This is a genomic window from Leucobacter albus (assembly GCF_039528015.1).
Taxonomy (GTDB): Bacteria; Actinomycetota; Actinomycetes; order Actinomycetales; family Microbacteriaceae; genus Leucobacter; species Leucobacter albus.
The window spans coordinates 58,590-71,444 of record NZ_BAAAKZ010000007.1; the positions used below are offsets into that span (position 1 = coordinate 58,590).

The 12,855-nt window shown below is 66.3% G+C and carries 14 protein-coding genes; 4 read left to right on the forward strand and 10 right to left on the reverse strand.

Annotated elements, in window-relative coordinates:
- Positions 1-47: 47 nt before the first annotated feature.
- Together ABD115_RS08920 and ABD115_RS08925 are read right to left on the reverse strand one after the other, a co-directional pair.
- Positions 48-467, reverse strand: coding sequence for a PIN domain-containing protein (locus ABD115_RS08920; RefSeq protein WP_343960358.1), 420 nt, complete (start codon positions 465-467; stop codon positions 48-50).
- Entirely contained in the window at positions 442-714 is a 273-nt protein-coding gene (locus ABD115_RS08925; RefSeq protein WP_343960359.1) for an AbrB/MazE/SpoVT family DNA-binding domain-containing protein, read from the reverse strand. Before ABD115_RS08925 ends, ABD115_RS08920 begins: the two co-directional genes overlap by 26 nt.
- A gap of 242 nt (positions 715-956) precedes the next feature.
- Between ABD115_RS08925 and ABD115_RS08930 the strand changes: the two genes are divergently transcribed.
- Entirely contained in the window at positions 957-1,430 is a 474-nt protein-coding gene (locus ABD115_RS08930; protein WP_343960360.1) for a hypothetical protein, read from the forward strand.
- 190 nt (positions 1,431-1,620) lie between these two features.
- Here the strand turns inward: ABD115_RS08930 and ABD115_RS08935 are convergent, their stop codons facing one another.
- The 8 genes from ABD115_RS08935 to ABD115_RS08970 are packed head-to-tail and all read right to left on the reverse strand — an operon-like array spanning position 1,621 to position 9,105.
- On the reverse strand, positions 1,621-3,228 hold the full coding sequence (locus ABD115_RS08935; RefSeq protein ID WP_343960361.1) for a thiamine pyrophosphate-binding protein: 1,608 nt from the start codon (positions 3,226-3,228) through the stop codon (positions 1,621-1,623).
- Between the two features lie 26 nt (positions 3,229-3,254).
- Positions 3,255-4,208: a carbohydrate kinase family protein gene (locus ABD115_RS08940; RefSeq protein WP_343960362.1), complete on the reverse strand. Its 954-nt coding sequence runs from the start codon at positions 4,206-4,208 to the stop codon at positions 3,255-3,257.
- On the reverse strand, positions 4,205-4,741 hold the full coding sequence (locus ABD115_RS08945) for an ureidoglycolate lyase (RefSeq protein WP_343960363.1): 537 nt from the start codon (positions 4,739-4,741) through the stop codon (positions 4,205-4,207). The genes ABD115_RS08940 and ABD115_RS08945 overlap by 4 nt, the downstream gene beginning before the upstream one ends.
- Entirely contained in the window at positions 4,738-5,508 is a 771-nt protein-coding gene (locus ABD115_RS08950; protein WP_343960364.1) for a BtpA/SgcQ family protein, read from the reverse strand. The genes ABD115_RS08945 and ABD115_RS08950 overlap by 4 nt, the downstream gene beginning before the upstream one ends.
- The gene (locus ABD115_RS08955; RefSeq protein WP_343960365.1) at positions 5,505-6,209 is read right to left on the reverse strand and encodes an amino acid ABC transporter permease; all 705 of its coding nucleotides are present in this window, start codon (positions 6,207-6,209) and stop codon (positions 5,505-5,507) included. Before ABD115_RS08955 ends, ABD115_RS08950 begins: the two co-directional genes overlap by 4 nt.
- Positions 6,210-6,260: 51 nt before the next feature.
- Positions 6,261-7,118, reverse strand: coding sequence for a transporter substrate-binding domain-containing protein (locus ABD115_RS08960; RefSeq protein ID WP_343960366.1), 858 nt, complete (start codon positions 7,116-7,118; stop codon positions 6,261-6,263).
- Between the two features lie 27 nt (positions 7,119-7,145).
- Positions 7,146-8,336, reverse strand: a complete 1,191-nt coding sequence (locus ABD115_RS08965) for a hypothetical protein (RefSeq protein ID WP_343960367.1) — start codon at positions 8,334-8,336, stop codon at positions 7,146-7,148.
- Entirely contained in the window at positions 8,326-9,105 is a 780-nt protein-coding gene (locus tag ABD115_RS08970) for an amino acid ABC transporter ATP-binding protein (RefSeq protein WP_343960368.1), read from the reverse strand. Before ABD115_RS08970 ends, ABD115_RS08965 begins: the two co-directional genes overlap by 11 nt.
- Before the next feature lie 241 nt (positions 9,106-9,346).
- Between ABD115_RS08970 and ABD115_RS08975 the strand changes: the two genes are divergently transcribed.
- From ABD115_RS08975 to ABD115_RS08985, 3 genes are all read left to right on the forward strand, one after another.
- Positions 9,347-10,228, forward strand: a complete 882-nt coding sequence (locus tag ABD115_RS08975) for an Lrp/AsnC family transcriptional regulator (protein WP_343960369.1) — start codon at positions 9,347-9,349, stop codon at positions 10,226-10,228.
- Between the two features lie 263 nt (positions 10,229-10,491).
- Entirely contained in the window at positions 10,492-11,871 is a 1,380-nt protein-coding gene (purB, locus tag ABD115_RS08980; protein ID WP_343960370.1) for an adenylosuccinate lyase, read from the forward strand.
- 44 nt (positions 11,872-11,915) lie between these two features.
- Entirely contained in the window at positions 11,916-12,761 is an 846-nt protein-coding gene (locus tag ABD115_RS08985) for a siderophore-interacting protein (RefSeq protein ID WP_343960371.1), read from the forward strand.
- Positions 12,762-12,855: the final 94 nt, after the last annotated feature.

Sequence of the window (12,855 nt, forward strand, 5' to 3'; positions counted from 1 at the left end):
CGCGGGCGGGGCCTCGCGGGCGGCAGGGCGTCGGCCTCGCGGGCGGCTCAGATCAGTTGGTACGTTGCCCCGAGCAGCTCGTAGGTTGGCACTGCCCGTCGGTCGCGTGTAACGAGGGTCGCGCCGTTCGCGGCACAGCACGCTGCGATGTGCGCGTCGTAGACCGCTCCTCCGGTGCGCCCCGCACGGGCGAGCGCACCGACCAGCTGGAAATAATCGCTCCCGCCTGCCTGAAGCACGCGCCACCCCAGCCCGGCGAGCGCATCGAGCGCCGCCGCCGCGCGATCAGCCGGCACGCGATCGCGACCGGGGAGCGAGGTCAACACCCGGAACGTCTCGAGCAGCACGTGGCCGGGCACGGCGTTCACGCCTCGCACCGCTGCGCGGCAGGCGTCGTGCGCCTCGTGCGCCGGGAGCAGCGCCGCAACGAGCACGCTCGTGTCACACGAAACGAGCGGTTCGCTCATCGCGCGCCTCCTCAAGCGCGTCTCTCACGGACTCGTCCGTAATCGGCGGTGCCCCAGGGTCGCGTTCGCTTCGAATGATGGGAAACCCGTCGGCCAGTTCGACGGTGTGTGCGGCCGGGGCGAACTCGACGATGAGGCGGCCATCTATGACGTCAATGCGCAGTGGAGTTTTCGGGGTGAGGCCCATCGCATCGCGGAGCCGCTTGGGTACCACGATGCGGCCAGCCTTATCGATGGTAGTGATCATGCCATCGAGAATACCATTTCAAATACCATCGCGTTAGGGCTGTCCGTCTGACGCACCCGTAGTGAGAGAATGCTCACATGGCGGCGCAACAGACTCCCCCGGGCTGGTACACAAACCCGTATGGGCAACTCCAGTGGTGGGACGGCTACGCGTGGGGGCAACTCGCGCAGCAGCCGCCGCAGCAACCACCGCCGAACCTGCCGCCGGCGCCCTCGGCACCTTTGGCACCTTTGGCACCCGCGGTGGTTTCGGCACCCGATCCAGGTTCTGCGGGCTCCGCGGCTTGGGCGCCCGCGGCGGCTGCGGTGCCTTCGGCCGCGGCGCTCCCCAACGTCTCGGGGTTCGTGTGGGGCGCCCTTGGCCTCGCGGTGATCGCGCTCGTCGCCGAGCTCATTGCACTGCTGCCCGTGTTCGGGGTCGGCTGGCGGCTCGAGCTCGACGAATTCGGCAACCTGCCGAGCGGTGGCATGACCCAGGCGCTACCAACGGTGCCGCTGTGGCTGCCAGTGTTGCTCGCGGCGGGCGGAGTCGCGCTCGCGATTATCGGCCTGAGGAAGTCGGCGAAGAAGCGGGCCGGCGTCGTTGCACTCGTCTTTGCGGGCTTCGCCGTCGTTGCCCCCGTGATCGTGCCGCCGCTACTCGTCATCCTCGGGTTCGCGCTGTATGCCTCGGCGGGCATCAGCACGGAGCTCAGCGGAGGCACACCACTCGGGTAGCACGGGGCCGCGGGCGCCTCACCCGTGATGGCCAGATCTCACCTCACTACGCGCGCGGCGGCCGCGCCTGCACTCGATAGCAAATCTGCAGTCACACGGCCCGATCACAGCTCCTGCGTGCGTGGGAGCGCCGATCAACCCCGGTTCTGCAGCCGCCCCGCCCCACCCGCCGCCCGCGCCTGGGTTTCAGCTACTGGCGCACATGCACAAGCTGCACCCCGCCCGCGCTAACTGCCGCACCAATAACACCTTCAACATCCCCGTTTGCGGCAACGCCGCTGCCCACGGCCCCGAATGCTCCCGCTAACGCGACCCAATCTGGCTGCGCGAGATCCACACCCACCGGACGAATCCCGCGATCGACTTCGTTCTGCTTGATCTCGGCATAGCCGCCGTTGTCGACGCACACGACCGTCAGGTCAAGGCGCTGCTCCACCGCTGTCATGAGCTCGTTCACGCAGAACATCAGGGCCCCGTCGCCGATGACAGTGACGACGGGCCGCGACTGATTGGCTATCCGCGCGCCGATGGCAGCGGGCAGTCCATACCCAAGCGTCGCGTATGTTGGCATGTACAGCAGCGAGTGCGGCTGGGCGAGCCGCAACTGGTTCGCAATCGCCATGTACACAATCTGCGAGGAGTCACCCGCGACGATCGCGTTCGCTGGGAGCGCCTGCACGATGCGGGCCCCCAGCGCGACGGTCTCTGGGAGATCCTCCGCGAGCTGGCGCGCAATCTCCGCTCGCACGGTGCCGAGATCCCAGCCCAGTTTTCCCTTCTTTGCAGACAGTTTCGCGGGGGACAGGATTGCCAGCAACTCCCCCAACACGGCCGCCGCGTCGCCGCGCACTGCCACGTCTGCGGCGAGGTTCTTCTGAAGCTGTGATTCGGCGATGTCAATGCGCACGACCCGGCCCGCTGGCTGCAGCTCGGGCACCCACAGTTCGGCCTCCCCGAGCTTGGAGCCCACTACCACGAGCACATCCGCCGACTCCGCTACCCGTCGAGCCGCTGCGAGGCGCAGACTCGCCCCGAGCGAGAGCTCGTGCTGCTCGTCAAACACCCCCTTGCCATTGAGCGTCGTGAGCACGGGCGAACCGAGCAACTCTGCGAGGTGAGTGACCTCGCTCGCAGCAGCGGTCGCTCCTCCCCCGGCGATCATGACGGGGCGAGCCGCCGAGGCGATGAGCCCGGCCGCAGCCGCCAACGCATCAGGCGTCCCAGTGAAGCCCTTCGGGTTGTCGCGCGCGGTACGATCGGCACTGGGAACTGCGGCGGGCGCCTCGAGCACATCGAGAGGTATCTCGATGTGCACTGGCCGGGGCCTGCCCGTGCGAAACAGTTTGAAGGCATCGTGCACGGCAGCCACCGCCTCGGTGGCACTGGCAACCCGGCGAGACCACTCGGCGACAGCACCGGCCATGGCCGTCGCATGCTTGGTTTCGTGCAAGCTGCCGCGATCCGCAAACTCATCACCAAGCGCGACGCCTGGCGACAGCACGATCATCGGGCGCGACTCGCAAAACGCCGTTCCGACCGCGCTCATCACGTTTTGCAACCCTGGGCCGGAGGTCGTGATCACGACCCCGGGAAGCCCCGTCTGCTGTGACCAGCCGTCTGCAGCGTACCCGGCACCCTGTTCGTGCCGCGTCGTCACGGCGTGCATGCCGAGCTCCGCGAGTGGCCGGTACAGCTCAAGGTTATGCGTCCCAGGGATGCCAAAGACCGTCGTCACGCCGTATGACAACAGAGTCTCGAGCACCGCACGGCCGGCAGTGTCGCTGTATCGGTCTTCCATTCCCATCACATTCGCCTCCCTGCGAGCTAGTTCGCTGTTTGGGTCGCGAAGCTTGCCGCGAACTCTTCGACCTCGGCAATAGTCGCCACTCCGCCATTCGGACCCATGTGCATCACCGAGCGCGACGCGGCGGCAACGGCGAAGCCCACGGCTTCTGCGAGCGGCATGCCGGCACCGAGGGCGTAGACGAGCGAGCCACCCAGGGTGTCTCCGGCACCCGTCACGTCTGTGACCGGCACACTGAAACCGGGCACTCTCAGCGTTTCCGCCGCGGTGTAGGCCATCACCCCTGCCGCCGCGCGGGAGCGCAGCACGACGTCGATATCGAGCTCCGCCATCCACTCGCGTACTGCGCTCTCTGCCGCTTCAGCACCGAACGACCTGGTGAAACCGTGGTTGTTCATCATGACGACGTGCGCACCACGAAGCAGCTCGTTGTCGCCGTCTGCGAGGCCGTCGACGTCGAGGTCGAAGACGAGTTTTCTGCCACCGGCGCGCAGCGCGCGGAGCACGGCCGCCGCGTCGAGATCCCCCGCCCGCAGGCGCTCGGCCCGGTTCAGCGTCGTGTACACGTACCCGGGCTTCGCAAGCGACGCGAGCGCCTCTGGTTCGAAACGCATCGGCCGGTCATCGACGTCTGGTGTGAGCACGATGTGCTCGCCGCCCACGAGGAAGATGAGGTTTCGCTGGTCGCCGATCGTACCGTCGTAGAGCATGTGTTGGACGCCAACACTGTCACCCGCGAGCGCGGCGAGCAGGCGTTGCGTGAGTTCGCCGTGATTCAATAGCGACACAAACTCGGCGCTGCCGGCGAAGCCAGCGTGCACGCGGGCGGCGTTCGCAATGCTGCCGCCGACATACACCTCGCGTGTCTCGATCAGACCTTTGTCGCCCGGCATCACCCAGGTATCGGTCGCGAAGTACTCATCGAGCGCCACGTCGCCGATGAATAGCGCCGGGGCCCCTGGTTGCCGGCTCACGCTGGCACCCCCACTGCCACTGGGCCGCCAACAATCGGCGTCCACGGAGACGAGCCGGCGTCAACGCAAGACGCCAGCCAGTAGTAGCTCGTGGGCTCACCGAGGCCGCGACAGGCGTCGTGCCACACCCCCGGGTGTAGTACGACGGCCGTGCCCGGTTCGATCACGAATGCGCGCACATCCTCGGCACGCGGCGCCTCGCCCTCACCCGTACTCGCGACCGCGAGCACGATTGGGTGCCCCGCGGGCAACAGCGCTTCCTCAATATTGACGTGACGTTCCATGAACGTACTCGCGTAGGGCGCGGCCGGCGCGCTCGTCATTCCCAGGCTCGGCACCTCCCGCGTGATCGGCGAGCGCGTGTAGGCGTCGTCCCATCCATCCCCGGCCGTGAGCACGAGCGCCTCGTGTGGGCCATTGCTCATCGGCAGCACCCGCCCGAACGGTGCAAACGACTCAGCGGTCACAGGCTCGGCAGTCACTGATTCGGCAGCGACGCTCGCGCGCGTCTCCACGCCGTCGATCGCGCTCACAGCTCGGCCCTGATCGCTGCTACCGCGCGCATCAACCGTTCGACGTGCGCGGGTTCCACGACTCCGGTGTCGAGATAGGTGTCTTTGAAGAAGCTCCCCACGATGGCCGCGTCTGCGTCGCGCAGCTGCTCGGCGGCGTTTGCGTCGGTGACCCCCGCGCCAACGATCAGCGGGGTTGTCTCGGGCAGCGCCCGCCGGAATCGCTCAATCTTCTCCAGGTCAGTTTGCATTCCGGTCCCCTCGCCCGTGACCACGATGGCGTCGGAACGGTCGGCTCCAAGCGCGAGATCTTCGGCCTCGGGTCGGCCAGAGTTCACGGGTTGGTACTTGAACCGCACGCCGCCGAACACCAGGGCGTTGCTCGCGGCGCGCAGCTCGGCGAGCCGCGTTGCGAACTCATCGTCAGCGGCAGGGTCGAGGTGCCCGGCGACCGAATCGATCTGAATGAAATCGACCGGAAACTCCTCGGCGAGCGCGAACGCCAGCTCGGTGTTTCGCAGCACGTTGAGCCCGAGCACGCCGTCGCTTTGGCCGACCGTCAGCGCCTCGAGCACGCGACGCACGTCGTCGGCGTCTCCGAAGTAGTTCTCAACAATCACGGCGTCGACGCCGCCGGCGCGCAGCGCGGCCGCCTCGATGCGCGCGCGCTCCAGTCGCTCCGAAGCGTCAGCGCCGCCGAGGTGAAGCATCGCAAGGATTGGTTTGGGGGCTGGGAACAGGGTCTCCCACCTGCGGCGCTGCGCCGGGGTAGTTGGGGTGTCATTCACTTGGTCACACGCACTTTCTGCTGTTTCGAGGTCCACTGGAATCGCTTCTCGATCACGCTCTGCACGATCATGATGAGGGAGACGATGACGAGGTAGTAGATGATCGCGACCGCGTAGTATTCGGCGTAGCGGAACGTGGCCTGCACGCCAATCGTTGCGACCCGCATGAGCTCCTGGAGCGAAATGACGCTGGCGATTGCGGTGAGTTTCACGAGCGCGATGAGCTCGTTTCCGAGCGAGGGGATCGCGATTCTGGTCGCCTGCGGCACGACGACCTTCAAGAACGTCTGCACCGGGGTCATTCCCAGCGCACGCGCCGCGAGCCGCTGGCCGTCGTCGACCGCCATGATCGCCGAGCGGAGCATCTCGGCGACGTAGGCCGCCTCGCTCACGCCAAGCGCGATGACCGCCGCAACGAACGGAGAGTACCAGTCTGCACGGAACGCGGGGATCAACTGCGGCAGCGCGTTCCAGCAGATCACGAGCATCAGCATGGAGGGCAGCGCCCGGAAGAACCACACGTACGTGTTGGCCGCGGCAAGCGCCACCTTGTTCTCGGATCGCTTCATCAGGGCCATCGCGAGACCGATCGCGATGGCGAGCACAAGGCTCCCGAGCGCGACAAGCACTGCCAGCAGCGCACCCTGCAGATAGACCGGGGACATCAGCTGGTCCCAGAAGATGGTTAGATCGAAGCTCATTGCAACCTCACTCAGGCGGTGCCCCGGGCCTGCGCCCGGGGCACCGGTCGGTTAGAACGCCTTGGTGTCAACTTTGGCAACGTCATCGGGGTTGAGCCCGTACTCTTCGGCGAGCTTCGCGAGCGTCCCGTTCTCGATGAGCGTGTGGATCGCCTTCTCGATCTCGGGAGAGATCTCACTTCCCTTGTCGGTGAAGGCACCGAACCAGTAGTCGGCTGGGAAGAGGCCCGCAACCGCCGTCAGGTCATCGTTCTTCGTGGCGAGGGTCGCCGCCAGCACACTCGTGTCTGCCAGCCCGTCGAGCTTGCCGCTGCGGATCGCGGGGATCGCGTCAACCGAGCCCGGGTAGCCCGTGATCGCTAGCTCCGGCTTGCCCTCCGCCACGCATTTCTCGCTGACCTCCTTGACGTGCGCCTCGTCCTCGCTGCCGGTTTGCGCCGCGAGGCGCAGCCCGCAGAGGTCGAGCTGCTCGGTGACCTTGCCCGCGATCTCCTTGCGCAGCACGACCTGGGTGCCGGTCTGCAGCACGGGCACCGCGTCGGTCACTTGAACCCGCTGCTCGTTGACGTACATGCCCGACCACACGAGGTCGCACTTGCCCGACTGCAGCCCGGGGATGAGCCCGTCAAAATCCATCACGTTGACCTTGGTTTCGACTCCGAGCAGCTTGCCGACCTCGCGGGCGGCATCAACGTCCCAGCCGATAACCTCGCCGCTCGTGCCGTTCTCGTAGTATTCGAGCGGCTCGTAGCTCAGCGCAACACAGTCGTTGAGCGTACCTGCCTCGTGCAGCCCCGCCGGGCCGTCTGCGGCTCCCGGTTCGGGGGCTGCCTGGCTGCACGCGCTCAGCGTGACGGCGAGGCCTAGCGCCGCGGTGAGCCCGAGCACGGATTTGAGTTGATTTCCCATCGCAATCTCCTTCGATTCGGTAGATGTCTAGCTGCTTGTGGTGGGGTCGCTGTGCTCCCCCTGTGGCCATGCGGCCCAGAGCCGCTCCCGCTGGCGGTCGAGTTCACCCCAGACGTCGTCAGCGTTCTTGAGCTCGTGGAGCACCGCCACCGGGTGCCGCCTCGCGATCGTCTCGACGAGCTCGAGGGTCGCTGCCGGGTCGAGCACGCCGTCGCCGAGGCAGACGTGGTTGTCGTAGTGCTCGAGCACGAGCCGCAGCCCCTCGTCCTGCTGCTGCTCCCAGTCCCCGGCCACCGCGTGGTCGGGGTGCAGCGCGCCGTTGGTGAAGTACTCGACTTCCTTGGCGGGGCAATCAGAGAGGTGGATCGCCGACACTCGGTCGACGAGGCGTTCGTCGAGCACAGTGCTGCGAATCCAGGCAGCGGACAGCGCGCGAATGTCGCCCGCTGCGCTTGCCTCGAGCTCGCGCATCGCAGGCGTCACCTCGTTGTCTGGCAGCAGGAACACTCCCTTGCCGGCCGCAGTGCCGGTGGCGTGGAGCAGGTGGTTGAGGTCCCAGCCGATGCGCAGTCGCTGCGCTGGGTCGTAGACGCTGTCGAACACCTGCACAAAGTCGTCGGCGGTCTGCGCCCCGAACTCGAGCCCCCAGCCGGCGTTCTCGAGCTCGATGAGCGGCGAGGATTCGCTCACGAGGTCGGCATCGTGCAGCACACGCAAGAACTGCTGCGTCAGCACAATCATGGCGTCAAGCACGGCCTGGCGGTCGATGGTGAACGCCCACGCCCCGTCAACCGGCATGTAGTCAATGAGGTGGAACACGTAGACGTCTGCGCCGATCTCTGACGCGAGGGCGTACTCATCGCGCCATCGCGAGAACATGTGCGCCCCGGTGAGGTCGCCGAAGTATTCTTTGACTCGATCGAGCCCCTCAAAACGCTCTACGAGTTCTGCGAACTGCGTGTTGCCAACGAACGGGGTCGGCGCGGCCCAGTAGGAGGCGTGAACGCGGCGCACCTCGGCACCGCGCAGGCGCTCGACAAGCTCGGCATGCTCCGCTTCGCTCGTCGTGAGCGGCTCAGTTCGAGGCTTGAGGTCTGCCATAAACACCTCGGCGCCACGCACCGCACGGTCCCGAATCTCGGCGCCAGCGCGTGCGAGGTCGTCGGCCCTGCACGTGACGTACTCGGTGATGTGATGCATCTGGGGGTTAGTGGACATGACGAAGAAACTCCTTGGTGCGTTCGCTCTGCGGGTTTTCGAAGAAGCCCTCGGGCTCCTGCTGCTCGACGATGACGCCCTCGTCAAAGAGCACGACCTCATCTGCCACACGCCGGGCGAAGCGGGTCTCGTGGGTGACAACGAGCATTGTCATTCCCTCGCTCGCGAGGCTCTCCATGACGCGGAGCACCTCCCCGACAAGCTCAGGGTCGAGCGCGCTCGTCGGCTCGTCAAAGAGCATGAGCTTCGGCTCCATCACCAGCGCCCGGGCGATGGCGACGCGCTGCTGCTGACCGCCCGAGAGCTCGGAGGGGTACTTCATCACGTGCGCGCCGAGCCCGACGCGCTCGAGCATCATGACGGCCCGCTCCTGCGCCTCACGGTGAGAGATGCGTCGCACCGTTGTGAGGCCGCTCATGACGTTCCGCATTGCGTTGAGGTGCGGAAACAGGTTGAAGTGCTGGAACACCATGCCAACGCTCTGGCGCTGCTTGGCAAGGATTCTCTCCGGCGCCGGGCGCTTGGCGCCGGCCCCACCGACGTAGCCCAGCTGGGTTCCGTCGATCTCGATGGTGCCCTGGTCGGCGCGCTCGAGCAGGTTGATGAGCCGAAGGGTGGTCGATTTCCCCGAACCACTCGGGCCAAGCATCGCCTTCACCTGGCCGGGGCGAATCGACAGGTCAACTCCGCGCAGCACTGTCTTGTCGCCGTAGCTCTTGTGCAGGTTGCGCGCGTCAAGCAGCGGCGCACTTGCTGCTGGTGTGCTCACGGGCCCTCCTTTGGGTTGCGGTTGCGGTTCGACGCGGTCGGCGTGATGGATTAACAGTAGGGTCGATTGCCGAGAATCGCGACATCAATAATGCGGTGAATCTTTGCATCCTTGATAATTTCGCCTCGATTTTCGTCGTATTGACACATCGCCAACCTTTGCGAGTAGAGTCAACGATAAATTTGTCACCAAACCGCAAGAAGATTCTTTATAACAAATCAGTGACGGGAGTGAATTGCATATGGATTTCGACGGCGCGCTCATCGATTCGCTTCGCGAGAACGGGCGAATCCCTGTGGCAGAGCTCTCTCGCCGCATCGGCATTCCGCGCCAGCGCGTGCAGGAGCGCATGCAGGCGCTGCTCGCCAGCGGCGCCATCCGAGTGGTAGCCAACGTGCACCCCGCCCTGCTCGGCATCCATTCCTTTTGCGACGTCTTAATCTGGGTGGATGGCCCTGCCGCTCCCGTGCTCGCGTCCCTCAGTGAGCTTCGCGAGACGACGCTCATTTCAGCGGTCTCGGGAAACTGCGACATCGTTGTCGAAGTGAGCGCCGAGAGCCGCGCACACCTCGAGGCGTTGCTGTCGCGGATCCGCGCGATCGACGGTGTGCGCGAAACCGCGAGCTCCCAACTGCTCCGCATCTTCAAGAGCCGTTTCGAGAGCGAGAACGATCTGAGCGAGGGCTCTTTCCCGGCGCCTGACGAACAAGACGCGCAGATCATTGCGCTGCTGCGCGAAGACGGGAGGATGCCCTACCGCGAACTCGGCGAGGCCGTCGGGCTCTCGATCGGGGCGGTGCGCGCCAGGCTCGCGCGCCTCATGAGTACCGGCATGCTGCAGGTCACCTGCGAACTCCGCGAGCCGAGTGCCGCTCGCCGACTTCAGATGGGGGTGAGTATTCGCCTGCGCGACAATGACGGCGCGCTTATTGAAGCGCTTCGCGCGCTCCCCGCGGTCGAGTTCGTTGCGCTTGCAGTCGGGCACTACGACATCGTCACCACCGTGTCCGGGCCGAGCCTGCAGGTGCTGCATGCGACGCTCGAGACGATCCGGTCTTTTGGCGGAGTCGGCCGCGTCGATTCGTGGATGCACCTCGATATCGTTCGCGAAAGCTACGAGTAGCGGCGCGGAGTCTGCGCTCCCGCGCTTGGGCCTGCACTCGATAGCAAATCTGCACTCACACGGCCCGATCACGGCCCCTGCGTGCGTGGGAGCGCCGATCAACCCCGGTTCTGCAGCCGCCCCGCCCCACCCGCAACACGCACCCCGCAACACGCACCGCGCTGCAGCGCCCTCGCACCCAGCCCACCCGGGCAGCGAGCAACCGCGCAGCGTGAAAGAATGGGGGTTGGAACGCGACACACCCCGACACACTGGAGACTCACATGACGAGCCTGCCCCCGCAGCCCATCAGCCCCCTCGACGGCCGCTACCGGAAGGCAGTTGAAGGGCTCGGCGACACGCTCTCCGAGGCCGGCCTCAACAAGGCGCGCGTGCACGTCGAGGTCGAGTGGCTTGCCTACCTCACCTCGCACTCGCTGCTTGGCGGATCGCCGATCTCCGACACGGAGCTCGCGTCGCTGCGCGAGTGGGCGGCAAACTTCGGCCAGGCCGAGATCGACGAGCTCGCGGAGACCGAGAAGACCACCCAGCACGACGTGAAAGCCGTCGAGTACCTCGTGCGCGCCCGCCTCGAGACGCAGGGCCTCGGCCAGTTCGCCGAGCTCACCCACGTCTGCTGCACGAGCGAAGACATCAACAACCTCTCGTACGCGCTCACCGTCAAGCAGGCGATCGCCGATGTGTGGCGCCCGAAGTTCGTCGCGGTGATCGACGAGCTTGAGCGCCAGGCCGAGCTGTACCGCGAGCTGCCCATGATGAGCCGCACGCACGGTCAGCCCGCTACGCCGACGACGCTCGGCAAGGAGCTCGGTGTGTTCGTGTACCGGCTGCGCCGCCAGCTGCGGCAGATCGACGCCGTCGAGTACCTCGGCAAGTTCTCGGGCGCGACCGGCACGTTTGCGGCGCACCTCGCGGCGGATCCGACGGCAGACTGGGCGACTATCTCGCGCGAGTTCGTCGAGGGCCTCGGCCTCACCTGGAACCCCGTCACCACGCAGATCGAGTCCCACGACTGGCAGGCTGAGCTCTACACGCGCGTCGCACACGCGAACCGCATTCTGCACAACCTCGCGACCGACATCTGGAGCTACATCTCGATCGGCTACTTCCGTCAGACCCCCGTCGCAGGCGCCACGGGCTCCTCGACGATGCCGCACAAGGTCAACCCGATCCGTTTCGAGAACGCCGAGGCAAACCTCGAGCTCTCGAACGCACTGCTCGACTCGCTCGCGGCGACGCTCGTGACGAGCCGCTGGCAGCGCGATCTCACCGACTCGTCGGCGCAGCGCAACATCGGTGTCGCCCTCGGTCACTCGGTGCTCGCGCTCGACAACACACTCAAGGGCCTCGGGCAGATCGACGCAGCGCCCGAGGTGCTCGCGGCAGATCTCGACTCGAACTGGGAGGTGCTCGGCGAGGCGATTCAGACCGTGATTCGCGCCGAGGTGACCGCCGGCCGCTCCTCGATCAGCGACCCCTACGCGGCGCTCAAGGAGCTCACGCGCGGCCGCCGCATCGGCCAGGCCGAGCTCGTCGAGTTCGTCGAGGGGCTCGAGATCGGCGACGAGGCCAAGCAGCGCCTGCTGAAGCTCACCCCGGCAACCTACATCGGCAACGCACCCGAGCTGCTCACCTACCTGTGAGTTTTTGGGTTGCCGCTGCCCCGCAGCTGCGCCAGGCTTGAGGCATGACTCAAGCCCCACGCTTTCACCGCGAACGCACGATGTACCGTTTCACCGCCCGCGAGGTCACGGTGCAGGCGATCTCTCGCCCGGTTGCGGCGATCGCCCGCGTGACGCTCGCCGGGCCCGACCTCGCCGACTTCGAGTCGACCGGGCCCGGCGATCACGCCAAGATCTTCTTCCCGCACCCCTTCACTGGTGAGCTGGTCGCCCCGACCGCGACAGGGCCGGGCGAAGACGGCATCGTGCGGCCAGACGGCCAGACCTTCGGCCGCGACTTCACGCCGCTCAACGTTCGCGACGAGGCCGGCGGGCGGGTATTCGACCTCGACTTCTTCCTGCACGAGGACCCGGGCCCGGCCTCGGCATGGGCCGAGCAGGCAAAGATCGGGGACAAGATCGTCGTCGTCGGGCCGCGCGGCACGCAGAGCATTCCGACCGATATTGGTGCGCTGCTCTGCATTGTGGACCCGACCGCGCTACCCGCGACGGTGCGGTGGATCAACGGGCTGCCCGACGTCACCGACATCGAGGTGATCGCCGACGTCGATTACGACGCCCTCGACTGGGTCGAGGAGTACCTGCGAGAGGGTACCGGGCGCGACGTGCTCGTGCGCGAGCCACTCGGTGGGCTCGACCAGGCGCTGCTCGACAGTGAGATCACCGACGCGACGTTCGTGTTCGCCGCCGGCGATGCGAACCGCCTCATTCCGCTGCGTCGCGTGATTCGCGAGGAGCTCGGTCTCCCCCGCGCTCAGTACATGATCAGCGGCTACTGGCGCAGCGGCGAGGCCAACTTCGACCACCACGGGCCGCTCGACCCGAACGACCCGGACTCGGTCGAAGACTAGCTGTAGTTCCTTGGGACGTTGTGAACGCTTGGGATAGGTGAAGACCTCCGGCAGGATGTGGGTTACCACACACACATTCTGATCCGGAGGTCTT